Genomic DNA, 24,127 nt, shown 5'->3' on the forward strand with positions numbered 1-24,127 from the left:
AACTCTGCCGGGAATTCCCGCCGGAATTCAACCTGTTCGGCCGTCCGTCCGTGGCAATCGGTGTCGCGGCGCCGGGCCTCAGGGGGCCTCAGGCCAACGGGCCGCTGGTGGCGCCCTCTTCGCGGCCCCAGCCATAGGCGCGGTCGGCACGCAGCTTGATCACCAGGCGGTGGTCGGCGACCATCGCGGCGCGGTACTCGTCCCAGTCCGGGTGCTCGCCCCGGAGCGCGCGGTACAGGTCGACCAGCTCCTCCACGGTCGCGTCGTGCGGATCGGCGGCCACCGGGGTGAGTTCGGCGTCGCCCTCGGCGACCAGGTACGCGCCGAGGTCGGGCGTGGAGACGTAGAAGCTGGCCCGCGGGTCGCGGCGCAGATTGCGGGTCTTCGCGCGGTCGTCGGTCGCCGAGACGCGGATGGTGCGGGTCGAGTCGTCGTAGTGGAAGGTCACGTTGGACAACTGCGGTCGGCCGTCCCGCTTCAGCGTGACGAGGACGCCGTTGAGCTGCCGCTGGAGGAGGTCGAACAGCGGGTGGGCGGAGGTTTCCTGACGGCTCATCATCGCTCCGGTTCTGATCGTGGGGCTTCGGGGTGGTGGCCGGTGGCCGGTGCGGCCTCGGGCACGGGTGCGTGCTGGTGCTGGTGCTGGTGCTCGTCGTGGTCGCGCTCGCGGGCGGGCTCGTGCTTGTGGTCGGGCTGTGCGGGTCCCGGTCCGGCGTCGGGTTCAGTGAGGGGAAACGCCATCACCGTCGCGCCGATTCCGACCGTGCCCGGCGAATGCGGCGCTCGCGCCGCGTCGTGCAGCTCGTCGAAGAGCGCGGCCAGTCGGACACGGAAGGTGTCCCAGACCTCGGGCGCCACCCATAGCTCCGCGTCCGAGGTCACCCCCGCGGCACCCGGCGCGCGGCGGCCCGCCCGGTCGCGCAGATTGTGGGCCAGTGCCTCGGCGATCAGCAGCGCCCCCTCGTCCCGCTGATCGGAGAGCGGGGAGCCGTGCACCGCGCGGTAACGGCGTTCCCTGCCGCCGCGGTTGGCGCGCACCTCGGCGAGTTCCACCAGGCCGACCGCGTCCAGCCTGCGCAGATGCTGACTGGCCAGGGCGTGCGAGACGCCCAGTTCGCGGGCGAGTTCCGCGGCGGACAGCGGCGCGTTCCAGACCAGGGACACGATGCGCAGCCGCACCGGGTGGGCGAGGGCTCTGAGGAGGGGATCGGTCGCCGTCATGTGCCCATTAGACCGTCCACGGGCGCGGGAAGCGGGCAGGCGGTTGCCGCCGCTGACTCCCAAGCAATATGTTGGGAGTCATGACGGTGCGCAAGGTCCTGGGGGACCGTGACGCGGCGACGTATCTGGGCGGTGTCCTGGTCTCCGGTTTCGGTGACTCGGCGATGCTGCTCGTCGCCGGTATCTGGGTGAAGACGCTGACCGGCTCCAGCAGCCTCGCGGCGGCCGTGACCTTCTGTGTGTGGGCGCCCGCCCTGGCCGGGCCCGTGCTCGGCACCCTCGCCGACCGGGTGCGCCGCCGCTCGCTGCTGATCTGGACCAACGCGGCCCTGGCCGTCCTGCTCCCGGTCCTTCTCGCGGTACGGTCCGGCCGCGAGGCATGGCTGCTGTTCGTGGTCCTCGCGGTGGTCGGCGCCGCCTCCGTGCTGTCGGACGCCGCCGAGGCCGGTCTCGTCACCGCCGCCGTCCCCGTCGACCTGCGCGGCGACTTCAACGGCCTGCGGATGACCGTCAACGAGGCCATGAAGCTGCTCGCCCCGCTCGTCGGCGCGGGCCTCTTCCTGCGCTACGGCGGCGGGGCCGTCGCCGTCCTCGACGCCGTCACCTTCGTCCTCGCGGCGGCGGCCTTCGCGATGCTGCGCACCCGTGAACTCCCGCCGGTCCCACCGGCCGAGGGCTGGCGCGAGCAGACCGCGGAGGGCATCCGCTGCCTGCGCGACCACCCCCTGCTGCGCCCGCTGGTGACCGTCGGAGCGGTCGCGATGGTGCTGTCCGGGCTCAGCAGCTCCGCGATCTACGAGATGACCGAGGCCGGGCTGCACCGTCCGCCCGCCTTCGTGGCGGTGCTCTACGTGGTGCAGGGCGCCGGGTCGATCGTCGCCGGAGTGGTCGCGGGCGCGGTCATGCGCCGCCTGCCGGAACGGGTCTTCGCCGCCGTCGGCCTGCTGCTCTTCACCACCGGCGCCGCCCTGCGCGCCGTCCCCTCACTGCCCGTCGTGCTCGTCGCGACCCTCGCCATCGGGGTCGGGCTGCCCTGGGTCATCGTCGCGGCCTTCACCGCCGTCCAGCAGCGCACCGCTCCCGAACTGGTCGGCCGGGTCGCGGCCACCGCGAGCACGGTGATCTTCGGACCCACGGCGCTGGCCGCCGCCCTCGGCGCGGGGCTGGTCGCCCTGGTCGACTTCCGGCTCCAACTCGCCTCCGTCGGCGTCCTCGGGCTGCTGGCCGCGTGGCTTCTGCTGCTGCGTGGCGGGGGCGCGGGTTCGGCGGACGCGGGTTCGGTGAGGGCCGCGGGTTCGGCGGACGCGGGTTCGGTGAGCGTCGAGGGTTTGGCGGATGCCGGTTCAGCGCAGTGCGTTCCGGTGGACGCCGTTTCAGTGGGCTCTGTTTCAGCGAGCCCCGCCGAGGGGGGCTCCGCCCAGGGGGAACACGGCGTCCTGCGTCCAGCGAACGCCGTCGAAGACCACCAGCCGGACCTCCGCGATCCGCGTCCGCAGCAGCGCTAGCGCCGGGACGCACTCCGCCTCCACCGCGGCGTACACCTCGTCCGACTGCCCCTGCGCGACAGTCAGATGGGGGGCCGGATCACCGAACGCGCCTCCGTACGGCGGGGCTTCCGGCCACCGGGTCGCCACTGCCGCGGTCAGCGCCCGCACGGGTGCTTCGGGCTCGGGCGCCAGCCACAGCAGATCCGGGAACCGCCCGAAGCGGGGGAAGCGCACCTCGAACGGCGGGTGGCCCGCGAAGAGTTCACCCAGCGCAGCCCGTACCCCCGTGTCGATCCGCTCGGCCGGAAGGAACGGATACAGCACCGTGAGATGGGCGGGCACCCCCTCCGCCGCGGCCGGGTCGTACCGCTCCCGCGCCGCGCCCACCACGTTCTCCGCCTCCGGCACCACAGCCACCAACGCGGTCGTACCCGCCGCGCGCCCCGACGTTCCCTTCTGGCCCATACCTGGCATCGTCCCCCGCCCGTCCCTCGCACCGCCACCCAACACCCACCGCCACCCAACACCCACCGCCACCCAACACCCACCGCCACCCAACACCCGTCGCGGTCCTACGCTTTCGGCTCGCCCTCGCCGAGGGGGCGGGCGGTGTGGACGACGAGGTTGGTGACGTCGTGTTCGCGTTCGATGTGGCCGTCGAGCAGGACGGCGGGGGCGTCGAGGATGGTGCGGCGGATGAGGGCCCAGACCGGTGGGGTGATGACGAGGTTGGCCATGGCGGTCTCGTCCTCGACGACGGCGAAGGCCATGCCGTTGGCGGTCGGGGGGCGTTGGAGGTATTTGACGATGCCGCCGACGCGGATGCGGCGCTGTGCGGGCCAGGTGCGGATGGCCTTGGTGGGCTGTGCGCCGAGGTGGTCGAGGTAGGGGCGCAGGTGGTGGACGGGGTGCGGTCCCGCGGTGGCGCCGGTGGCGGTGAGGTCGGCCAGGGTGGTCTCGCCCGCGGTCATGGCGGGGAGTTCGGGGGCGTCGGGCAGGGCGTCGAAGCCGGGCAGGACCGGCTGCTGGTGCGCGGTGTGGGCGCCGGAGCGCCAGATCGCGGTGCGGCGGCCGGTGCCCAGGGACGCGAAGGCGCCGGCGGTGGCGAGCTGTTCGAGGAGCCGGGCGCCCAGGCCGCCGCGTCGGGCGACATCGTCCAGGTCCCGGAACGGCCGCTCGGCGCGGGCCGTGAGGAGGGTCGTGGCGGCGTCCTGCGACAGTCCGCGGACGCTGGTGAGCCCGCGGCGGATCGCCGGGTGTCCGTCGGGTCGCGCGGAGTCGGGTTCGAGGGTGGCGTGCGCGCCGGAGGCGTTGATGTCGACGCCCCGGACGGCGATGCCGTGGTGGCGGGCGTCCTGGATGAGGGTCTGGGAGTCGTAGAAGCCCATCGGCAGGTGGGCCATGATCCCGGCGATCAGGGCCGCGGGGTAGTAGTGCTTGATCCAGGCGGACGCGTAGATGATGCCCGCCATGGACTGCGCGTGGGACTCGGGGAAGCCGTAACTGCTCAGCGACGAGATCATGGTGATGATCCGCTCCGCGGCGTCCGGGCCGATCCCGCGCCGCGCCATGCCGGTCAGCAGCCGGTCGCGCAGCCGGGCGACCTTCTCGGTGGCGTGTTTGGCGGCGAGGTCCTTGCGGAGCCGGTCGGCCTCGCCGGGGGTGAACCCGGCGCAGTCGGTGGCGAGCCGGATCGCCTGCTCCTGCCACAACACCACCCCCAGGGACTTCTTCAGCGCCGCTTCGGCCAGCGGGTGGGGGTAGGTGACGGGTTCCTCGCCCGCCCTGCGCCGCAGATACGGGTGCTTGCTCCCGGCCTGGATCGGCCCGGGGCGGATGATCGAGGCGGCGACGGTGAGGTCCTCGAAGCAGGCCGGTTTCAGCTGCGGCAGGGTGCTGATCTGGGCGCGGCTCTCGGCCTGGTAGACCCCTATGGTGTCGGCGCGGGCGATCATCGCGTACACCCGCGGGTCGTCCTGCGGAATCGTCGCCATGTCGAGGTGTACGCCGTGGTGTCCGGCGATCAGGTCACAGGCGGTGTGCAGAGCCGCGAGCATGCCGAGACCCAGCAGATCGATCTTGACCAGATGGGCGGCGGCGACGTCGTCCTTGTCGCCCTGGAGGACGGACCGGCCGGGCATGGTGGCCCATTCGACCGGCATGACCTCGCCGATCGGCTGCGCGGTCAGCACCATGCCGCCGGAGTGCACCCCCAGGTGCCGTGGCAGACCTTTGAGCTGAGCGGCCAGGTCGGTGACGTCGGCGGGGATGTCCGGATCGGCTGTCGTGCCCGTGCCCGTGCCCGTGCTCGTGTTTGTGGCCGTGCTCGTGGCCGTGTTTGTGTCGCTGCTCGCGCCGTCGGGGGTGTGGGGGCGGCCGGGCCGGTGGTGCAGGGACCGGGTCATGGCGTTGACGGCGGCGGCCGGGTAACCGAGCACTCGGGCCGCGTCCCTGACCGCCAGCTTCGGCTGGTAGCTGATGAGGTTGGCGACCTGCGCGGCGTGGTCACGGCCGTAGCGGGTGTAGACGTACTGGATGACCTCTTCGCGGCGGTGGTTCTCGAAGTCGATGTCGATGTCCGGCGGCCCCGACTTCTCCATCGACAGGAACCGTTCGAAGAGCAACCCGTGCTTGAGCGCGTCCACCGCCGTGATGCCCAGGACGTAGCAGACCACGCTGCTGGCGGCGCTGCCCCGGCCCTGGCACCAGATGCCCTGCTCCTGCGAGAAGCGCACGATGTCGTGGACGATCAGGAAGTACCCGGCCATGCCCAGATCACCGATTACCCCCAGTTCGTGGTCGAGCTGCCGCCACGCGGTCGCCGCCGCCGGATCGTCACGGGCCCCGTAGCGGGCGGCGCAGCCCCGCTCGGCCAGTCGCCGCAGCCAGGAGCTGTCGTCGTGACCGGGCGGTACGGGGAAGCGCGGCAGTTCGGGCCGCAGCTCGGCGAGGTCGAGGACGCACGACTGGCCCAGGGCGATGGTCGATTCGTACGCTCCGGGGTAGCGGGCCAGCCGCTCCTCCATCTCCGCCCCGGTCCGCAGGTGCGCGGTCGGCGCGGCCATCAGATGCCCGGTGGCCTGGTCGAGGGTCTCGATCCGTCGCAGTGCGGTGAGGGCCTGGGCGAGCCGGGCCTGCGCGGGCGCGGCGTAGTGGACGGCGTTGGTGGCGACCACGGGGGTGCCGGTGCGGTGAGCGGCCACCACCAGGGCGTCGGCGCGCACGCTGTCGACGGGAAGATTCCAGTCGATGAGTTCCGCGTGCACGCTGCCGCTGCCGAACACCTCGCCGAGCTGGTCGAGGTGGAAGGCGAGCTGTCCGATCTCCGTACCGTCCTCGCCCGCGTCGGCGGGCGGGCAGCCGGTCAGGACCGCCCAGTCGCCGCCGGCGGCGGCGCGGGCGAGCACGTCGAGGTCGTACACCGGACGGCCTTTGGACCCGGCGAGCTGGGCCGCGGTGATCGCCGCGGACAGGCGGTGGAACCCGTCGAGGTTCCGGGCGAGGACGACGGGGTGCCCGAGCCCGTGAGCGGTGAGGGTGAGTTCGGCGCCGAACACGGTCCGCAGCCCGGTACCGCGGGCGGCCTCGGCAACCCGCCGGGCCCCGTACAGCCCGTCCCGGTCGGTGAGCGCCAGCACCTCGATGCCCAGCTGCACGGCCTCCGTGACCAGCGCCCCCGGATCACTGGCCCCTTGGAGGAACGACAGCGAACTGTGCACATGCAGCTCCGCCCACGGCAACCGGCTCCGCTCTTCCCGGTATTCGGTGTGTGCCGCGTGTGCCGGGTCCGCCGGGTCCGCCGCGTGTGCCGGATCCGCTGGGCGCGCCGTGCGCGGAGCGGCGGCGGGCAGGCGCAGCAGACGACCGGTGCGGCGGTCAGCCATAGTGGGCCTCGGCCCACCACCGGCCTGCGGAGATCTGCAACAGCCATGCCCCGCCCGCGGCGGTGGTGATCTGCATCCGGGCGATCCGCCGCGCACGGTCCCGGTCCCACCACTGTTCCAGCGCGGGCCACGGCGCACTCCACGCGGTCACTTCCAGCACGCCGGGGAGCCCGTCCACGGTCAGCCGGACCGGAGGCGCGGAGACCGCCAGCCGTCCCGAGACGCCCACCACCTGCCCGGCGCCGTCCAGCAACCGGGCGGGCAGCAGCGGCTGGTACACCGTGGCCGGGTGCGGGGCGGGCAGCCTGCCGGGCCACGGCCCGCCACCGGCCGGGGGCGTGGCGATGTCGCCGACCGGGACCTTGCGGACCCGGTCGGCCGGGCCACGGCCCCCGGTCAACTCCACCCGCGTGACCGCCCGGTGCCCGAGCAGCGCCTGCACCTGACCGGCCGCACGCTCCAGATCGTCCAGCGTGGCGCCCCCGCCGAACAGCACCGTCTGACGGCCGGTGGCCGCGCTGAGCTGCCGGGGCCGCAGCACCAGCTCCACCACTCCGACCGCGCCCCCGGCCCCGTCGGCGGCCGGGGCGAGATCCCCGGCATCGGTCCACGCCTGCACCTGCCAGCGCACCCGCTCCGCGACCGCCAACGACGACAGCCGTCCCTCGTGCCGCCACGCCCGCCGCAACTTGCGGCCGTCGGCCAGGCCCACCTCCACCTCCACTCGTGCTCCGACGACGCCCGCCGACGTCAGCCGCTCCTGCAACCGTTCGGCCAGTGCCTTCCCCGCGAACGCCAATGGCTCGGTGCGTTCCTCGGCAGGGTCGAAGCCCCACCGCACCGCGTGGTCGGGCTCCGCGCCCGAGGCGTTCAGAAGCCGCGGCTCACGCCCGGACGCGGTGCGGTGCGCCGCCGCCCCGTCGGCGCCGAAGCGGGCCGACACCTGGTCCGAGGGCAGCGCCGCGAAACCGCCCAGCGTGCCGATCCCGAGCCTGACCAGCAGTTCGGCCAGCCGGGGCCGACCGAGCACGCCCACCGGATAGGGGGCGAGTAAACCGGCCGTCTCCCCGGCCGGAACCAGGACCCCGGACCGGGCGCGGGCCGCCAGCGCCGCGGCGAACGTCGTATCCGCGGCCCCGCTCTGCACGGGGTGGCCGAGCCGGGAGAGCGCCGCGGCGACCCGCGCGGCCAGCTCCGCCTCGCCGCCCCAGTACCGCGCGGGACCGCGGGCCGGGGCGGCCACCATGCCCGGACGGATCACCTCCAGCCGCGGCATCACCTCCGCCTCCAACCGGCGTACCACCGGTTCGAACCCGCGCGTCTCGGCCGCCTGATCCCGTTCGGCGACCCGCAGCCCGGGGCAGCGGGACTGCGCCTGCCGTACCCGCATCCCCCGGCGTACCCCGGCCGCCCGCGCCGCGGCCGAACACGCCACCACCCGTCCGTCCCCCGACACGACCGCCACCGGCTCGCCGTCCGGCAGCCCCGTGGTGATCAGCGGCCAGTCCGGGACCCACGACACCAGCACTCGCACGCCCGCTCACCCCACCACGCGCAGCGCCCGGCCCCGGCCCGGCGCGGCCCCGGCCCGCACCTGATCCGCGGGCGGAGAGACCGGTTCGGGCTCCGCCACGGGCATCGCCATCCCGGTCGGGCCGGGCAGCAACAGCTCCGCCCGGCGCGGGGCACCGCCCGCGGCGCCGCGCCCGGACACCTCCACCACCACGCGGCGATGACGCAGCACACCGTGGCCCGCACCGAGCCCGTCCCACCGCGCCTCGGTCACCCGCAGCCGCAGATCGGCGCCGTCCCACGGACCGGCCACGAGCAACACGGCCCCGTGGGCCCGCACCTGTCCTGCCACCCGGCGGACCGCTCGCCCCGGCGCCGGCCCCGTCGCGCCGAGCAGGATCACCGGCACCGTCGACACCAGCAACGACACCACCTGCGCCCACCGGCTTCCCGGCGCGTCCACCCACAGGCCCGCCCCGGCGTCCAGCCCCGCGTCCCGCGCGGCCAGCGCCCCCAAGGACGGCAGCCCCACCACGGCCCAGCCGGCCCCGGGACGCCGTCCCACCGCCTGCGCCGCCAACGCCAGCAGCAGTCCCTTGTCCCCGCCGACAGCGGTCACCGTGCCCGCCCGCAGCCGCCCTTCGGGCAGCAGCGGACCCCACACGGACCCCGGTCCGGCGACCGTCCCGTGTCCCGCCCGACCGTCTGCCGCCAGCACTGCACCCATGCCCCCGACATTCGCACGCGCGTTCGAACAAGGCAAGTCGGCGCACCACCATCACTGCACGTGAGGGGTGTCGTACGGTCGATAAGCATGTCCTCTGCACCCGCTCGACCGCAGCCGCTCGGCCCGCCCTTGGCCGCCCCGGCGGGAGTGGTCGCGACGCCGTTCTCGGCCCGCTCGGCCGTCGTCACTCCGGTGGCCGACGTCCGCCCGCCGCCTGCCGTACTCGCGGACGCCGGTGGAGGCCGTCACTTCCGCCGCGATGCCGTGGAGGGTCGTGGGTTTTGTGACCGGCGGATAACGACGCGCCGACTTTTTACTCACGCGTAACTAGCCGCCCGTACTTACTCGCGCGTAATTTAACGGGTGTTCAGCAACCTCGTGATCCGGATCACAGGGCCTGCGTGTGTCCATTTTCCCGAACTGCGAGGAGATCACATGAGGCTGCCCTGGCGACGGCTCTTGGCCGCGCTTTCGCTGGCTGCCGCGATGGTTGTGGCGCCCGCTGCCACCGCCTCCGCATCTGCCAACTCGGCACCGTCAAGCGGGTGGAACAACTTCTCCTGCCGCCCCTCGGCCCAACACCCCCGTCCTGTCGTCCTGGTCCACGGCACCTTCGGCAACGGCACCGACAACTGGCTCGCCTTCGCCCCCTACCTGGTGCAGCGCGGCTACTGCGTCTACTCGTTCGACTACGGGATGCTGCCCGGCGTGCCGTTGATCGGCGGCCTCGGTCCGATCGCGGACTCCGCGCAGCAGCTCTCCGACTTCACCGACCGGGTGCTCGCCGCCTCCGGCACCTCCAAGGTCGACATCGTCGGGCACTCGCAGGGCGGCATGATGCCGCGTTACTACCTGCGCTTCCTCGGCGGCGCGGCGAAGGTGAACGCCCTGGTCGCACTGGCCCCCGACAACCACGGGACCACGCTCGACGGACTCACCAAGCTGCTCCCGTACTTCCCCGGCGCGGCCGACGCGCTCCACGGGATCACCCCCGGACTCGCCGACCAGGTGGCCGGATCGCCCTTCCAGCAGCACCTGAACGCGGGCGGCGACACCGTGCCCGGCGTGCACTACACGGTAATCTCGACCATCTACGACGAGGTCGTCACGCCGTATACGACCCAGGCGCTGTCCGGGCCCGACGTGCGCAACGTCGTGCTCCAGAACCTGTGCCCGGTCGACGTGTCCGAGCATGTGGCCATCGGCCTGACCGACCGCATCGCCTTCCACGAGGCGGCGAACGCGCTCGATCCGGCGCACGCGACCCCGACCACTTGCCTGTCGGCGTTCAGTTAGCCCATGGCGGTGATATGCGCGAGCCGTCGGCCAGCGTGGCTTGCAGGCCGATGCTCGTGGTGACCCACAAGGTGGCCGGCTCCTCCGTGCGGTTGGACAGACCTATGGAGGAGCCGGGCCGTGCGATGGCGGCATCTCCCGGTGTCAGGGAGCGCGTCTCCCCGTCGACGGACAGCTCCACCGACCCGGACAGGACCAGGAACACCTCCTCGCGAGTGATGGTGTGCGGAGGTCCCGACGTCCCGGCCGGGACCTCGCTGCGCCAGGCGCACAGTTCCTCGCTGCCGAGTGCGGGCGCCGCGTAGGACACGAAGCGCACCCCGTGGATCTCATGTGCGACGGCGTCGGCCGCGGTGATGAAAGGCATGACAACCTCCGGTGTTAGGCAAGTAGCTTGCGTAAGCTCCTTGCCTATATGTTCAAGCAGCTTGCGCACTGTGTCAAGGTGTTCCTGTGAAGAATTCCGATGCCATGAGCCTGAGCGCGGCGCTCCTCGCCGCCACCGGCTCGCTCGTCGAGGACATCCACAACGGCGTCGTGGCCCTCGGCTACACCGACCTGCGCCCCACGCACGGCTTTGTCTTCTCCCGGCTGGCCCCGTCCGGCGCGACCGTCACCGAGATCGCCGAACACCTCGGCGTCACTCGCCAGGCGGCCAGTCAGATCGTGGACGAGCTGGAGCGCAAGGGGTACGTCGAACGCCGCCCCCACCCCGACGACGCGCGGGCCCGGCTGGTCGTGCTCACCCCGCAGGGGTGGCGGTGCACCCGCGCCGCCGAGGAGTCCGCCGCGGAAGCCGTCCAGCCCTGGATCGAACTCCTCGGCGAGAAGCGGCTGCTCGCGCTGCGCGACGAACTGGTCCGCCTCGCGCCCACCGGCCCCATCCGTCCGAGCTGGTAGCGCGGCACGCGGCCGACCGCCGGAGGAGAACGCGGCCCGGCCGCACCGGCCGTGGCAGGGTGGCGCCATGAGCGACCCAGACCGCCGGCCCACTGCCCTCCGGATCATCGGGACCGTCCTCGACCCCGGCACCTGGCGCCGCTGGGACGAACCGGTGACCGTGGCCGACCTGCCCGAAGCGGGCGACTACCGGGCGGATCTGCTCGCCGCCCGCGCCCGTACTGGCCTGGACGAGTCGGTGGTGACGGGGGAGGGGCGGATCCGGGGGCGCCGAGTGGCGCTGATGGCAGGGGAGTTCGGCTTCCTCGGCGGGTCCATCGGAGTCGCCGCGGGCACCCGGCTGGTCACGGCGGTCGAACGCGCCACCCGCGAACGGCTCCCGCTGCTGGCCACGCCCGCCTCCGGCGGCACCCGCATGCAGGAAGGGACCATCGCCTTCCTCCAGATGGTCAAGGTCACCGCCGCCATCGCCGACCACAAAGCCGCCGGACTCCCTTACCTGGTCCACCTGCGGCACCCCACGACCGGCGGGGTGCTCGCGTCCTGGGGATCGCTCGGCCATGTCACCTCGGCGGAACCCGGCGCGCTCATCGGCTTCCTGGGACCACGGGTGCACCAGGCGCTCTACGGCGAGGAGTTCCCCGCCGGAGTGCAGACCTCCGAGAATCTGCTCGCCCACGGTCTGATCGACGCGGTGCTGCCCGCGGGCGCGCTCGCCGCGGCGGCGGCCACGGCGCTCGACGTGCTCTGCGGCGAGCAGGGCCCGCTCTCGCACCGGCCCCTGACCACGCCCCGGCACGTGCCCGCGCCTCCGTCCGTGTCCACGCCCGCCCTCGTATCTCCGCCCGCACTCCTATCTCCGCCCGCGCCCGCAGGGCAGGAAGAGAGAGGACAAGGAGAGGACGCGCCGCTACCCGTGGACGCGTCGCTTCCCACGAGCGCGTCACTTCCCGCCGACACCGCCGACACCGCCGACACCGCCGACTCGCTGCGCCGCAGCCGCCGACCCGAACGCCCCGGACTGCACGACCTGTTGGCCCGTGCCACCGATGTGACACCGCTGAGCGGCACCGGCGCGGGAGAGCGCGACCCCGGTCTGCTGCTGGCACTCGCCCGCTTCGGACCCTCGCCGTGCGTGGTGCTCGGCCATGACCGCCGCCCCGCGGAAGCCGGACCCGCGCCGCTGGGACCCGCCGGGCTGCGCGAGGCACGGCGCGGGATGCGGATCGCCGCCGAACTCGGCCTGCCCCTCCTCACCGTTGTCGACACGGCGGGCGCCGCGCTCTCCCGCGAGGCGGAGGAAGGCGGTCTCGCCGCCGAGATCGCCCGCAGCCTCGCCGACCTCGTCACGCTCCCCGCGCCCACGCTGTGCCTGCTCCTCGGCCAAGGGGCGGGCGGCGGCGCGCTCGCTCTGCTGCCCGCCGATCAGGTGCTCGTCGCCCGGCACGCCTGGCTGTCCCCGCTCCCGCCCGAAGGCGCCTCCGCGATCCTCCACCGCACGACGGACCGCGCCGTCGAACTCGCCGAACAGCAGGGCATCGGCTCGGCCGCGCTGCTCGCCCACGGCATCGCGGACGCCGTCGTCCCGGAGGACCCGGACGCCGCCGACGACCCGGACGCCTTCCTCACCCGTCTCGCCCACGTTCTCGGCGCGCGTCTCGCGGACCTCCGCGCGATGGACCCCGAGCGGCGAACAGCCGCCCGCAGAGCGCGTTATCGCAGGCTGGGCGGGGTCTGAGGGGCCATTGTCAGTGGTGGGTGGCAGGCTTTTCCCATGAGCACCGAGACGGACAACCGCGACTTCTGGGACGGCGAAGCCGACCGCTTCGACGACGAGCCCGACCATGGCCTGCGCGACCCGAAGGTCAGGGACGCCTGGGCCATACGGCTGCGCTCGTGGCTGCCCGGGACGCCGTCCGACGTGCTCGACCTCGGCTGCGGCACGGGAAGCCTCGCGTTGCTCGCGGCCGAGGCGGGACACCGGATCACCGCTGTCGACTCATCGACAAAGATGGTCGCGCGGGCCGAGGAGAAGCTGACGGGTACGGGGGCGCGGGTGCTGGTCGGCGACGCCGCCCGGCCGCCGGTCGGCCCTGCCGGATTCGATGTCGTCCTCGTCCGGCACGTGCTGTGGACCCTGCCGGATCCGGCGGCCGTACTGCGGCACTGGGTGGGGTTGTTGCGGCCGGGCGGCAGGCTCGTACTGGTCGAAGGGCGCTGGGGCGCGATCAGCCCGGTCGGCATCGGGGCCGCGGAACTCGTCGAGCTGACCGCACCGCTCGGCGGCCGACTGGTGATCGAACAGCTCGGACACGACGCCGCGTTGTGGGGCCGTGAGGTCGAGGACGAGCGGTACGCGGCGGTGCTTCGGCCGCCCGCGCCCCAACGGCACAAGGAGATCGTCGACGTCCATCTGCTGCTGCTCCGCGGCGACGAGGTGCTGCTCGCCCGCCGCTCGGGCACCGGCTACGCGGACGGTCTGCTGAACGCGCCGTCCGGACACCTGGAGGACGGCGAGGACGTCAGAAGCGGCATGATCCGCGAGGCCCGCGAGGAGATCGGCATCGAGTTGGCGTCGGAGGAGCTGGCGGTCGCCCTGGTCATGCAGCACCGCGCACCGGACGGCGCGGCCAGGATCGGCTGGTTCTTCACGGCCGAATACGGCAGCGGCGGCGAGCCCGTCAACCGCGAGCCCGACAAGTGCTCCGAGCTGGGCTGGTACCCGCTGGACGCCCTGCCCGACGACATGGTCGCGTACTGCCGAGCGGGCATCGACGCCTACCGGGGCGGGCAGCCGTTCCTGCTCCACCTGCACGAGAGCGGGGACCCGATCGCCCACGACCCGGCCGGCAGCGGCCGAGCGGTGCCGCTGCCGCCGTCCGCTGTGCCAGGATCCCGGATATGAGCCTGAAGATCACCGTAGACGCGGACGCGGCCACCGCCCCGTACGAGCAACTGCGCGGGCAGATCGCGGAAGAGGCCCGCGAGGGACGCCTTCCGGTCGGCTACAAGCTGCCCACCGTACGGGGACTCGCCGAGCAGTTGGGGCTTGCGGCCAACACGGTCGCCAAGGCGTACCGCGCGCTGGAGGCCGACGGGGTGATCGAGACCCGCGGCAGGCACGGCACCTACATCGCCGCCGCCGACGCCCGCGCACGGGAAGTGGCCGCCGCGGCGGCGGAGTACGTGGCACGCACGCGCCGCCTCGGGCTCGACCGGGACGCCGCGCGGGCCGCGGTGGACGAGGCGCTGCGCGCCGTCGACGAGACCTAGAGCCCCGGACCCCGGAGGTTCTCGCTCTCGGAGGGGCGCCAGCGTGGCAGGTCGGCGGCCGGGGGTCCGGGCGGGCGTGACCAGGTGGTGGGGGAGCCGTCGTAGTGGATCGGCGGGAGTGCGTAACGGAGCCGGCCCATGGGGGAGTCGGCTTCGGCGAGACGGGGGGAGTGATCGCGATGGTCCGCAGGTGGTGGAGGGTCGGTCGCCGGGATGCCGGTACGGACGGCCACGGAGAGACCGCCCGCCGCGTACACCGTCTGCTCGGAGCGTTCGCCAGGCGCTGCCGCGAGTTCCTCCGCCACTCGGGCCACGAGGGCGTCGGTGCCGTCGGAGTCATGACAACGGCGGACGTCTCCAAGGCGGCGTCCGGCACTCGCGCGTCTCCTCGTGCGTCTTCTCACACCCGGGCGGCGCGGTTCCCGGACGCCTCATCGGCCTTGGCGGCGTCCGGGGCGGGGAAACCGCCGGAGCTGCTAGAGGTAGAGGCCGTCCGACGCCTGGGCGGGGACGGGCAGGGCGGCCGTGCTGCCGCGGCGGAGCGCGTACAGCTCGGCGAGGGTGGCGCCTTCGCGGCCGATGCCCTCGGGAGTGCCCAGCCAGTTGACGGCCTCGTCACGGGTCAGCGGGCCGACCTCGATCCTGGCCAGGCAGCGGCCCGGCCGGACCACCGCGGGGTGCAGGCGTTCCAGATCCTCGTTGGTGGTGATGCCGACCAGCACATTGCGGCCCTGGCCGAGCAGCCCGTCCGTGAGATTGAGCAGCCGGGACAGCGCCTGGCCGGTCTGGTGCTTGGCCTGGCCCCGGATCAGCTCGTCGCAGTCCTCCAGCAGCAGGAGCCGCCAGCGACCGCCCGCCGTGCCGTCGTCCTCGCCGATGGCGATGTCCATCAGATAGCCGACGTCGTTGAAGAGCCGCTCGGGGTCGAGCACGCAGTCGACCTGGCACCAGTCGCGCCAGGACCGGGCCAGGGTGCGCAGCGCCGAGGTCTTGCCGGTGCCGGGCGGGCCGTGGAGCAGCAGCAGGCGGCCGGTGATGTCGTCGGCCGTGAGCTTCATCAGGCCGTCCATCGAGTCGGCGACCGGCGCGGTGTAGTTCCCGCGCAGCTCCTCCCACGTGGCGGCGGAGATCTGCCGGGTGGTGCGGTGCGGTCCGCGGCGCGGCGAGACGTACCAGAAGCCCATGGTGACGTTCTCGGGCTGCGGCTCCGGCTCGTCCTCGGCGTCGTCGACGGAGGACTTCAGCACCTGCTCGGCCAGTTCGTCCGTGACGGCGGCCACGGTGACGTCGGCGCCCCGGTTCCAGCGGGAGATGAGGACGGTCCAGCCGTCGCCCTCGGCGAGGGTGGCGCTGCGGTCCTTGTCGCGGGCCTGGCGCAGTACCACCGCGTCCGGCGGCAGCAGTGTGAGGCCGGACTTCACATTCTCCAGCGAGGCGCCGCGCGAGAACGGCTGCTCGCCCGAGGTGAACCGGCCCAGGAAGAGGGCGTCCACGACATCGGACGGGGAGTCGCTGTCGTCCAGTCGCAGATGGACGGGGAGCGCCTGGTGCGGGGCGGTGGCGGCGGTCGGCTTGGCGGCCGGTCCCTTGCCGGTTCCGGTGGTGGGCGGCACTTGCCTCCTCGGTTCACTGGGTGTCGCGGACATGCGGCCCATGATCCGGCACGCGGGCCCGATTCGCCCAGTCTTTTTCCATGCCGGGCCTCCCACCACGCCGTTGGTGGATTCATACCGTCTTGTCAGTATTTGGCGAGCGAGGTGCCGGGCGGCTTGAACTTCTCGTACAAGCGTACGTCCACGCTCGTGGGTGTCCCCGGCGGGGCGGCGGGGGAGACCCGGGGGAACGGCACTGTTGCCAGGTCACAGCGGTCGCCGCCGATCGGGCGGCCGAGCTGGGCACATGCCCTTGGAATGTCAACGCCCTTGAGGAGAAGGTGAATACGGCGTCGCGAATGAGTCCAGGATGCGCACGTGACGTGGCGGGGCGATAGGGTTAGCCTGCCCGAGCCGGGTGCCCTCGTAAGGGTGGGGAGAGTAATGGAACAGATAGCGATGCACAGCAGGCCACGAGTGCCTGCCATCAACTGCGGTACAGGCGCGTCCAGTGCGCGCCTCGACCGGCACCTCGCGATACTGGCCGGGCCTGCCCTGCCCCAGCGCGACACAGAGGAAGCGACTGTGCTGATGCAGGAGCTGACCTCGCGCAACACCGTGCACACCAAGGCCAACCGCGGTGCGAGGGTGTCGCTCTTCGCGCCGCTGCGACGGCTGCGGAGATCGCTGTTCGGCAACCGAGGCTGAGTCCGCTCCGCCCTCTCCCAGGACTCGGACTCCCAGGTCCCGCCGTCCCCTGACCTCGGTCGGGGCCGCGGACCGGCCAGGTGCTCGGATCGTCCGGCGGCCACACCGTCCCGGCTCGGCGCTGCTTCGCGCGGCGCTTCGGTGTGTGCCCGCCGCGGCCGTCCCTCCCCACCGGACGGTCCGCCGCGACACCAGGTCGCGCGGACACCCTTCACCCGGCCGCAGCAGGACCGCTTACGGCAGTGTCGTTCACGGCACGGCTGGTCACAACGGCTGGTCACAGCAGGGCGAACTGCCCGTCCGGCCCTTCCTCGTGGTGTTCCAGCACGGAGGCGGGCCTGCGCCTGGCGGCGGGCACCGGCAGTACGCCGCCGGCCCGCAGTTCGGCCGTCGTGACCGTCTCGCCGCGCACCGCCAGGCGGCGCGCCAGACCCTCGCGGTCCGCGCGCAGACCGGCCAGCAGCGTCAGCACACTGATCAGTTCCAGCAGCTCCGACGTGGTGGCCCGTGTCCACGCGGCGGGTCGCAGCGCCTCCAGGGTCCCCGGCGCACCCGGCGCCGTACGCCGCTCGAACCACGCCTCGATCACCCGCACCCCACCCGCGGTGACCTCCCAGGCGGCCGGTGAGACCGGCGAGATCCGGCCGTCACCGATCAGCAGCGCCCGCTCGTCCGGGTCGTACGACAACTCCCCGGCGGCCGGGGTGTCCGGCAGCGGCGACCGGACGTAAGGGCGGCTTCCTCCGGGCAGCCGGAGCCGACCGGCGTCGCGTCCCTCGGCGGGATCGGCGAACCGCGCCCCGTGGGTCTGGAGCCACAGCGTCCGGCGCCCGAGCGCCAGCCCCTCCTGCCAGAGCGCGGGATCACGGGGCAGCGGTACGAGGGCGCCGCCGGGGCCCGGCCGCGCCGCCGCGCCGATCCAGGCCAGCACGTCCGCTGCGGCGACCTCGGTGCCCAGCCGCGCGGAGAGCAGGGCGGTCAGTCCCGGCGCGATGTTGGGGTCCCGGCCGCCCGGCTGCCGGAACAGCGGCCGTATCCAGCCCGGCCGCCCGGCAGGGGAGCGCCCGTCGGGCAGCAGCGCGCAGAACACCACGGCGGGCTCCGGCGCCCCGGACTCCGCCACCGACGCGGGCCGCGCCTGATACGCCTGTTCCAGCGCGAAGACCTGCCGGTCGTCGGCCGTCCGCCATATCTCGGCCCGCGCCACGTCGATCAGCCGGTGGTCGGGTATCAGCCACTGCCGGTCGTACGGGCCGTGCTGCACCCGTACCGGCTCGGGGCAGCGACCGGTCTCGCCGGCCAGCGCGGTGGTCGGGGTGCGGTGGCCCGGCAACTGCGCGACGGGCGTGTGCAGATTCCTGGCCCGCGTCGGATGCAGCAGCGCCGACCGGGCGTCCTGGTCCGCGGTGCCGGTGAACAGCGCCCACCGGGCACGCAGACAGGAAGGCTCCGCGGCCATCGGCCAGCCGCGGCCGATCCGCAACGGGCGTACGGACCACGGCATCACGTCGTGCAGCAAAGGCGCGTCATTGCTCACCGCACGCATGCTACTGACGACCCTCAGGGCGCCTCCATCGTCACCGTGAACGAGAAGCGGTCACCCCGGTAATGGATGCGCACCACGTCCACCGCCCGGCCCGACTCGTCGTAGGTCACCCCGGTGTAGTGCAATATCGGGCTCAGCAGCGGCACTTGCAGCAGCCGCGCCGTCTCGGGGTCGGCCAGCCGCGCCTCCACGGTGTCGGTGATCCGGCTGATCCGCACGCCGAGCACGTCCCGCAGCACCTTCGTCATCGGCCACCGCTCCAGGTCGGCGAGGTCGATCCGGGCGCCGAGTTCCGGACGTACGAAATTCTCCGCCCAGTTGGTGGGCTCACCGCTCTCGTCGCAGCGCAGCCTGCGGTAGGCCATGGCCCGGTCGAGGTCGGGGAAGTGCTCGGCGGCCCCCGGCGGCAGCGGCTCGGAACCGTAGCGCAGCACCGCCGTACGGCCGCCGGACTGCTGCGCCACGATCGCGTCCACCGAGCCGAGCAGCTTCACCGGCGCCCCGCGCAGCGCCGTCGGCTCGATGAAGGTGCCACGCCTGCGGTGCCGGCTGATCAGGCCCTCGTCCTCCAGCTCCTTGAGCGCCTGCCGCATGGTGAGGACGCTCACCCCGTAGTGCCCGGCCAGCTCGTCCTCGGTGGGCAGCCGCAGCGGGGCCTGCGCGTGGCGGCCCAGTATCGAGGCGCGCAACGACTGCGAGACCTGGTACCACAGCGGCAGCTTGCGGTTCAGGACGAGGGAGTCGGGGGCGAAGGACGTCACGGCCGGAAGTTTCTCGCAAGCCCCTCCCACACCCGGTCGTAGCCCCCCTGCCGGTGCTCCCCGTTCAGTGCGAACTCGGTGGGCACGACCGGCCAACGGGTCTCGAACATGAACGCCAGCCCGTCGTCCACGCGCTGCGGCGCCAGTTCGGCGGCGCTCGCCTTGTCGAAGGTGGCCCGGTCAGGTCCGTGCGCCGACATCATGTTGTGCAGCGAGGCGCCGCCGGGCACGAAGCCCTCGGCCTTGGCGTCGTACGCCCCCTCGATCAGGCCCATGAACTCGGTCATCACATTGCGGTGGAAGTACGGCGGCCTGAAGGTGTCCTCGCCGACCAGCCAGCGGGGGGCGAAGACCACGAAGTCCGCGCCCGCGAGCCCCGGCGTGTCCGAGGGCGAGGTGAGCACCGTGAAGATCGACGGGTCGGGGTGGTCGTAGCTGAGCGACCCCAGCACGTTGAAGCGGTGCAGGTCGTACACGTACGGCACATGGCTGCCGTGCCAGGCGACCACGTCGAGCGGCGAGTGGTCGTAGACCGCGGCCCAGAGATTGCCGCCGAATTTGTTGACCACCTCCGTCTGCTCGTCCCGGTCCTCGTAGGCGGCGACCGGGACGCGGAAGTCCCGCGCGTTGGCCAGTCCGTTCGCACCGATCGGGCCCAACTCCGGGAGCTGGAAGGGCTGGCCGTAGTTCTCGCAGACGTAGCCGCTCGCCGTGCCGTCCGGCAGCTCGACGCGGAAGCGGACGCCGCGCGGGATCAGCGCGACCTCGCCCGGATCGGCGCGGATCAGCCCCAACTCGGTCCGCAGCAGCAGGGCGCCCCGCTGCGGCACGATCAGGAACTCGCCGTCCGAGGAGGAGAACACCCGGTTGTGCATCGAAAGGTTGGCCGCGTACCAGTGGATGCCGATGCCCTCACGGCGCAGCACATCGCCGTTGCCACCGACCGTGACCAGGCCGGTCACGAAATCCGTCGGCTCCTGCGGCATCGGCAGCGGGCCCCAGCGCAGCCGGTTGGGGTCGGGCTCCACGTCCAGGAACGGGGCGCTGCGCACCTGGCCGTTGGGGACCCGGCGGAAGGGCGGATGGGCGGCCGAGGGCCGGATCCGGTAGAGCCAGCTCCGTCGGTTGCGGGCGCGCGGCTCGGTGAACGCGGTGCCGCTGAGCTGTTCCGCGTAGAGCCCGAAGGGGGCGCGCTGCGGTGAGTTGCGCCCCTCCGGGAGCGCGCCCGCCACGGCTTCGCTGCTGTGCTCGTTGCCGAAGCCCGAGGAGTACGGCAGGTCCTTGCCGTCCTCGGCGTCGGCGCCGCCCGGCCCGTTCACGGCGTTCGTGGCGTTCATGGTCTGCTCCCGGTGGGGTCTCGTCCGTGATTCCTATGCTGAACCATAGGAATCACGGCGGCAACCCTCAGCCCGAGCCTGTGGAAAACTCCGCTGCCAGGGCCCGGACGGTGGCCGCGGCCGAGACCGCGTGGCCGCGCGCCGAGGCGTGCACCAGGTCGGCGCTGTACAGGTCGCGGTCGGCGACGGCGGGATGGTCGTACATCTCGACGACCACCGCGCCGTAGCGCTCCGCGACCATCCGGGTCACCTGATTGAGGACGGCGACGCCGGTCTCCAGCGGGCCGCCGCGCAGTTCCGGCACGGCCGCCGCGACATTCATCAGCGCGTACGCGAACAGGGTCCTGCCGGGCGCGGCCAGCCGGGCGAAGAGCAGGTCGAGCTCCTTCTCCAGCACCTCGGGGGAGAAGCCGGGCAGCAGCAGGTCGTTGCCGCCGCAGACGATCGCGACCAGGTCGGGCGCGAAGCGCGCGGCGCGCTCGGCCTGGTCGGCGCGTACCTGGCCCGCGGTGAGACCGCGCATGCCGAGGTTGAGATACGTCAGCTCCGGCACGACCCGGCGCAGGGCCTCCGCGGTGCGGTCGGCCCAGGGCACGGTGCGGTAGCCGGGCACGGGGTCGCCCAGGCCCTCGGCGATGCTGTCGCCGACGACCGCGAAGCGCTTCCAGGGCGCGCCGCGCAGCAGCCGGTCGCTCTCCTCGGGTGACAGGCAGTGGGGGTCGGCGGCCTCCGCCGGGTGATTGGCCGCATAGGTGGCGGAGAAGGCGCTGACCGCGCTGAGGACGGGATCGGGGACGGGATCGGGATCGGGGACGGGACTCTGAGCGGGATCGGGATCGGGATCGGGATCGGGAGCGGGGAGGGGATCGGGGAGGGGAACGGGAACGGCGTCGCCGTGCTGCGTCATCTCAGGACTCCTTGGCAAGGGTGCGGGTCAGGCCGAGGCCGACCACGGCGGCGACGGCGGCAAGCGCGGCGCAGACGAGGAACACCTCGCGGAACGCCCGCGTCCCGTCCAGGCCGTGGGCGGCGATGACCGAGGCGGTCGCGGCGACGCCGAGCGCGCCGCCCAACTGCCGCGCGGTGGTGGTCATGCCGACGCCCGAGGCGAACTGCCGGGGCGGCAGCGATGTCGCGGCGGCGGTGGACAGGGCGGTGAGCGTGGCCCCGAAGGCGGCGCCGCCGATCAGGCCCATGGGCAGCCACAGCGCCAGGAAACGGGTGTCGGTGCCGAGTTGGAACCAGGTCCAGACGCTCACCGCGGCGAAGGCGGCCATGGACACGGCGACAACGGCGGGCAGATGGTGCGGCCGGGCGCGCTTGCCGACCACCAGGGCGGCCACCGCGGAGGTGAGCGCGCCGGGTGTGAGGGCGAAGCCCGCCTTGAGGACCGAGTAGTGCCACACGGTGGTGAGGAACAGCGGTCCGCAGAGCATCCAGGCGAAGAGCGCGGCCCCGGCGAAAGCGGCTGCGGCGGAGGCGACGGCGAAGGCGCGGTCGCGGAACAGGCCGGTCTCGACGGCGGGCGTCACCTGGTGCGTGGAACGGACGAGCGCCACGACGAGCAGTGCCGCGCCGCACAATGTGCTGCCCACAGTGGCCGCGGACGCCCAGCCCCAGTCGCTGCCCTTGCTGAGGCCGAGCACCAGGAGGCCGATGCCCAGGGTGACGGCGAGCGTGCCCAGCGGGTCGGGAAACCGCCGTTCCGCGCCGACGCGTTCCGGCAGGCCGCGCAGTCCCGCGGCCACCAGGAGGATGCCCACTGGCACATTGATGAGGAAAACGGAGCGCCAGCCGAAGGCGTCGACTAGCAGACCGCCCAGGCTCGGCCCGGCGGCGCTGGCCATCGAGCCCGCGGCGCCCCAGACACCGATCGCCGCCGCGAGCCCGGCGGGGGGCGTGGTGGCGAGCAGCAGCCCGAGTGCGGCCGGGATCATCCCGGCCGCGGCGGCGCCCTGGAGGGCGCGGGCGGCGATCAGCCAGGGCAGGCCGGGCGCGGCGGCGCACAAGGCGGAGGCGACCGTGAAGCCGGTGAGCGACAGCAGGAAGACGCGCTTGCGGCCGAAGGCGTCGGCTATGCGTCCCGCGGGGGTGAGCAGCGCGGCGAAGAGCACCGCGTAGCTGCTCACGACCCACGACAGGTCGGACACGCGGTCGGCGGGGAAGCTCTCGGCCAGGTCGGGGAAAGCGACGTTGACCACGGTGGCGTCGAGGAACGCGATGAAGGTGGCGCCCGCGCTGAGCAGCAGGACGAGCCCCGGTCTGACGTCCGGGGTCCGTCCTGAGCCGGGCGGTGCGGGGAGGGTGGAAGCGGGGGAGGACATGGGCCGTCCTTGCCTTGGCAGCGAGAAACATACTGGGAGTACATACTGACGGTATGAAAATACATACCGAAGGTATGTGCGTGTCAAGAGTGGGCAGGCCCTAGGGTGGGAAGGGCATCGCGAACGACAGGAGGGCGCCGCCGTGGCAGCACCGCGCACAGGCACCGGAAGCGGGACGGGCACCGTCCCGGCCCGCAGGACGGCGGCACGCCCCACGCAGCGCGAGCGGTCGGACGCCACCGTCGAGGACCTGCTCACCGCGGCGCGCGCGCTGTTCGCCGCCGAGGGCTACGCGGCCACCTCGCTGGACGCGGTCTGCGAGCGGGCGGGCGTCACCAAAGGCGCCCTGTACCACCACTTCTCCGGCAAGAGGCAGCTCTTCAGCGCCGTCTACACCCGCGAGCAGGAACGTCTCGCCCAACGGATCTCGACCGCGTATCTCCAGGTCGCCGACCCGTGGGAGGCGGTCTACGAGAGCAGCCGCGCCTATCTGGAGGCGTCCTTGGACCCCGAGGTGCAGCGCATCACGCTCTTCGACGCTCCGGGCGCGCTCGGCTGGGAGGCGATGCGCGACCTCGGCGTCAACTGCCGCCAACTCACCCTGCGCGGCGTGAAGTACGCCATCAAGGCGGGCGCGATCTCGCAGCGCCCCGCCGACCCGCTGACGTCGATGCTCTACGGCGGACTCAGCGAGAGCGCGATGGCGATCGTCAGGGCCGACGACCCGCCGGCCGCCCTGGCGGAAGCCCTCGCGGACCTGCGCAAGCTCTTCGACGCGCTCGCCGCGAAGGGCTGAGGGAGCCGTGCCACGGGCCGTGGGCGCGGACAGCGGACTGCGCCGCGCACCGGTGCAGCAGCGCAGCACCGAACGCCTGGAACGCATCCTCGACGCCTGCGCCCGGCTATTGGACGAGGGCGGTTACGAGCGTCTCAGCACCCGCGCCGTCGCCGCCCGCGCGGGCGTCCCCATCGGGTCGGTCTACCGTTTCTTCTCCGACAAGCGCGCCCTCGCGGACGCCCTCGCCCACCGCAACCTCGACGAATTCCTCGACCGTACGGCCGCGCGTCTCGCGGAGCCCGGCACCGACCCCGACTGGCGCACGGCGGTGAACATCCTGGTCGACGAGTACACCGCCATGAAGCGCACCGCGCCCGGTTTCGCGCTGGTCGACTTCGGCGTGCCGGGCGAGACCAACCACGACCTCGCCGACCGGCTGCCCGCGCTGCTCGGGGAACGGCTCTCGGTCGACCCCTCGGAACCCCGGCTGCGGCTGGCCCTGGTGATCGCCGTCGAGACGGCGGACGCCGCGCTGCAACTCGCCTTCCGCACCGACCCGTCGGGCGACCCCGGGGTGATCTCCGAGACGAAGGAGCTGATCCGGGCCTATCTCGCGACCGTCCTGGACTGATCTCCCAGGCCCCCAGGCCCCCAGGCCCCCAGGCCCCCAGGCCCCCAGGCCCCCAGGTCCCCGGGCCTCCCCGCCCCTTCCCGGATCTCCCGCACCCGCCCTCGCGAGGCCCGATGCCCGCTCCAGGGGTCGTTGTCAGTACCGCCGGGT

At 73.1% G+C, this 24,127-nt stretch carries 22 protein-coding genes; 9 read left to right on the forward strand and 13 right to left on the reverse strand.

Going from position 1 to position 24,127, the window contains the following annotated elements:
* Positions 1 to 88: 88 nt before the first annotated feature.
* Both ACIP4Z_RS30595 and ACIP4Z_RS30600 read right to left on the reverse strand, forming a co-directional pair.
* Positions 89 to 556: a TIGR03618 family F420-dependent PPOX class oxidoreductase gene (locus ACIP4Z_RS30595; RefSeq protein ID WP_391048563.1), complete on the reverse strand. Its 468-nt coding sequence runs from the start codon at positions 554 to 556 to the stop codon at positions 89 to 91.
* Positions 556 to 1,221: an ArsR/SmtB family transcription factor gene (locus ACIP4Z_RS30600; RefSeq protein ID WP_401313512.1), complete on the reverse strand. Its 666-nt coding sequence runs from the start codon at positions 1,219 to 1,221 to the stop codon at positions 556 to 558. The genes ACIP4Z_RS30595 and ACIP4Z_RS30600 overlap by 1 nt, the downstream gene beginning before the upstream one ends.
* A gap of 80 nt (positions 1,222 to 1,301) precedes the next feature.
* Between ACIP4Z_RS30600 and ACIP4Z_RS30605 the strand changes: the two genes are divergently transcribed.
* Positions 1,302 to 2,726 carry an MFS transporter gene (locus ACIP4Z_RS30605; RefSeq protein WP_401313514.1) on the forward strand — a complete coding sequence of 475 codons (1,425 nt, stop codon included), beginning with the start codon at positions 1,302 to 1,304 and terminating at the stop codon, positions 2,724 to 2,726.
* Here ACIP4Z_RS30605 and ACIP4Z_RS30610 read toward each other — a convergent pair.
* The 4 genes from ACIP4Z_RS30610 to ACIP4Z_RS30625 all read right to left on the reverse strand — a co-directional run bounded on the left by ACIP4Z_RS30610 (position 2,610) and on the right by ACIP4Z_RS30625 (position 8,831).
* Positions 2,610 to 3,173 carry a 2'-5' RNA ligase family protein gene (locus ACIP4Z_RS30610; protein WP_401313516.1) on the reverse strand — a complete coding sequence of 188 codons (564 nt, stop codon included), beginning with the start codon at positions 3,171 to 3,173 and terminating at the stop codon, positions 2,610 to 2,612. The genes ACIP4Z_RS30605 and ACIP4Z_RS30610 overlap by 117 nt on opposite strands.
* A gap of 107 nt (positions 3,174 to 3,280) precedes the next feature.
* Positions 3,281 to 6,592: an error-prone DNA polymerase gene (locus tag ACIP4Z_RS30615; protein ID WP_401313518.1), complete on the reverse strand. Its 3,312-nt coding sequence runs from the start codon at positions 6,590 to 6,592 to the stop codon at positions 3,281 to 3,283.
* Entirely contained in the window at positions 6,585 to 8,126 is a 1,542-nt protein-coding gene (locus ACIP4Z_RS30620) for a DNA polymerase Y family protein (RefSeq protein WP_401313520.1), read from the reverse strand. The genes ACIP4Z_RS30615 and ACIP4Z_RS30620 overlap by 8 nt, the downstream gene beginning before the upstream one ends.
* A gap of 6 nt (positions 8,127 to 8,132) precedes the next feature.
* Positions 8,133 to 8,831 (reverse strand): hypothetical protein, encoded by a 699-nt coding sequence (locus ACIP4Z_RS30625; protein ID WP_401313522.1) that lies wholly within the window; start codon positions 8,829 to 8,831, stop codon positions 8,133 to 8,135.
* A gap of 435 nt (positions 8,832 to 9,266) precedes the next feature.
* Between ACIP4Z_RS30625 and ACIP4Z_RS30630 the strand changes: the two genes are divergently transcribed.
* Entirely contained in the window at positions 9,267 to 10,127 is an 861-nt protein-coding gene (locus tag ACIP4Z_RS30630) for an esterase/lipase family protein (protein WP_401313524.1), read from the forward strand.
* Here the strand turns inward: ACIP4Z_RS30630 and ACIP4Z_RS30635 are convergent.
* Entirely contained in the window at positions 10,120 to 10,494 is a 375-nt protein-coding gene (locus ACIP4Z_RS30635) for a cupin domain-containing protein (protein WP_391048546.1), read from the reverse strand. The two genes, ACIP4Z_RS30630 and ACIP4Z_RS30635, sit on opposite strands and share 8 nt — an antisense overlap.
* Positions 10,495 to 10,580: 86 nt before the next feature.
* Here ACIP4Z_RS30635 and ACIP4Z_RS30640 point away from each other — a divergent pair, with 86 nt between their 5' ends.
* From ACIP4Z_RS30640 to ACIP4Z_RS30655, 4 genes are all read left to right on the forward strand, one after another.
* Positions 10,581 to 11,027 carry a MarR family transcriptional regulator gene (locus ACIP4Z_RS30640; protein WP_391161294.1) on the forward strand — a complete coding sequence of 149 codons (447 nt, stop codon included), beginning with the start codon at positions 10,581 to 10,583 and terminating at the stop codon, positions 11,025 to 11,027.
* Between the two features lie 67 nt (positions 11,028 to 11,094).
* Positions 11,095 to 12,765, forward strand: a complete 1,671-nt coding sequence (locus ACIP4Z_RS30645; RefSeq protein ID WP_401313526.1) for a carboxyl transferase domain-containing protein — start codon at positions 11,095 to 11,097, stop codon at positions 12,763 to 12,765.
* 36 nt (positions 12,766 to 12,801) lie between these two features.
* Positions 12,802 to 13,932: a methyltransferase domain-containing protein gene (locus ACIP4Z_RS30650; RefSeq protein WP_401313528.1), complete on the forward strand. Its 1,131-nt coding sequence runs from the start codon at positions 12,802 to 12,804 to the stop codon at positions 13,930 to 13,932.
* On the forward strand, positions 13,929 to 14,300 hold the full coding sequence (locus ACIP4Z_RS30655) for a GntR family transcriptional regulator (protein WP_188283791.1): 372 nt from the start codon (positions 13,929 to 13,931) through the stop codon (positions 14,298 to 14,300). The genes ACIP4Z_RS30650 and ACIP4Z_RS30655 overlap by 4 nt, the downstream gene beginning before the upstream one ends.
* Before the next feature lie 476 nt (positions 14,301 to 14,776).
* Here the strand turns inward: ACIP4Z_RS30655 and ACIP4Z_RS30660 are convergent, their stop codons facing one another.
* The gene (locus tag ACIP4Z_RS30660; protein ID WP_355333418.1) at positions 14,777 to 15,946 is read right to left on the reverse strand and encodes a DUF5925 domain-containing protein; all 1,170 of its coding nucleotides are present in this window, start codon (positions 15,944 to 15,946) and stop codon (positions 14,777 to 14,779) included.
* Positions 15,947 to 16,336: 390 nt separating this feature from the next.
* On the opposite strand from ACIP4Z_RS30660, the gene ACIP4Z_RS30665 reads away from it, so the two are divergent.
* Positions 16,337 to 16,600, forward strand: a complete 264-nt coding sequence (locus ACIP4Z_RS30665; protein ID WP_188283793.1) for a hypothetical protein — start codon at positions 16,337 to 16,339, stop codon at positions 16,598 to 16,600.
* A gap of 277 nt (positions 16,601 to 16,877) precedes the next feature.
* On the opposite strand, the gene ACIP4Z_RS30670 is transcribed toward ACIP4Z_RS30665, so the two are convergent.
* The 5 genes from ACIP4Z_RS30670 to ACIP4Z_RS30690 form a co-directional block, all read right to left on the reverse strand.
* On the reverse strand, positions 16,878 to 18,146 hold the full coding sequence (locus tag ACIP4Z_RS30670; protein ID WP_401313531.1) for a type ISP restriction/modification enzyme: 1,269 nt from the start codon (positions 18,144 to 18,146) through the stop codon (positions 16,878 to 16,880).
* Positions 18,147 to 18,160: 14 nt separating this feature from the next.
* A complete protein-coding gene (locus tag ACIP4Z_RS30675; protein ID WP_355333412.1) occupies positions 18,161 to 18,907 on the reverse strand; it encodes a GntR family transcriptional regulator in 747 nt (248 codons plus the stop codon).
* A complete protein-coding gene (hmgA, locus tag ACIP4Z_RS30680; RefSeq protein ID WP_401313534.1) occupies positions 18,904 to 20,244 on the reverse strand; it encodes a homogentisate 1,2-dioxygenase in 1,341 nt (446 codons plus the stop codon). Before hmgA ends, ACIP4Z_RS30675 begins: the two co-directional genes overlap by 4 nt.
* A gap of 67 nt (positions 20,245 to 20,311) precedes the next feature.
* Positions 20,312 to 21,151 carry an SGNH/GDSL hydrolase family protein gene (locus ACIP4Z_RS30685; protein ID WP_401313535.1) on the reverse strand — a complete coding sequence of 280 codons (840 nt, stop codon included), beginning with the start codon at positions 21,149 to 21,151 and terminating at the stop codon, positions 20,312 to 20,314.
* Position 21,152: 1 nt separating this feature from the next.
* A complete protein-coding gene (locus ACIP4Z_RS30690) occupies positions 21,153 to 22,568 on the reverse strand; it encodes a DHA2 family efflux MFS transporter permease subunit (RefSeq protein WP_401313537.1) in 1,416 nt (471 codons plus the stop codon).
* 142 nt (positions 22,569 to 22,710) lie between these two features.
* Here ACIP4Z_RS30690 and ACIP4Z_RS30695 point away from each other — a divergent pair, with 142 nt between their 5' ends.
* Together ACIP4Z_RS30695 and ACIP4Z_RS30700 are read left to right on the forward strand one after the other, a co-directional pair.
* Positions 22,711 to 23,364, forward strand: coding sequence for a TetR/AcrR family transcriptional regulator (locus ACIP4Z_RS30695; RefSeq protein WP_401313539.1), 654 nt, complete (start codon positions 22,711 to 22,713; stop codon positions 23,362 to 23,364).
* A gap of 7 nt (positions 23,365 to 23,371) precedes the next feature.
* Positions 23,372 to 23,977 (forward strand): TetR/AcrR family transcriptional regulator, encoded by a 606-nt coding sequence (locus ACIP4Z_RS30700; RefSeq protein ID WP_355333401.1) that lies wholly within the window; start codon positions 23,372 to 23,374, stop codon positions 23,975 to 23,977.
* Positions 23,978 to 24,127: the final 150 nt, after the last annotated feature.

The sequence above is a fragment of the Streptomyces sp. NPDC088910 genome (assembly GCF_044749865.1).
Taxonomy (GTDB): domain Bacteria; phylum Actinomycetota; class Actinomycetes; order Streptomycetales; family Streptomycetaceae; genus Actinacidiphila.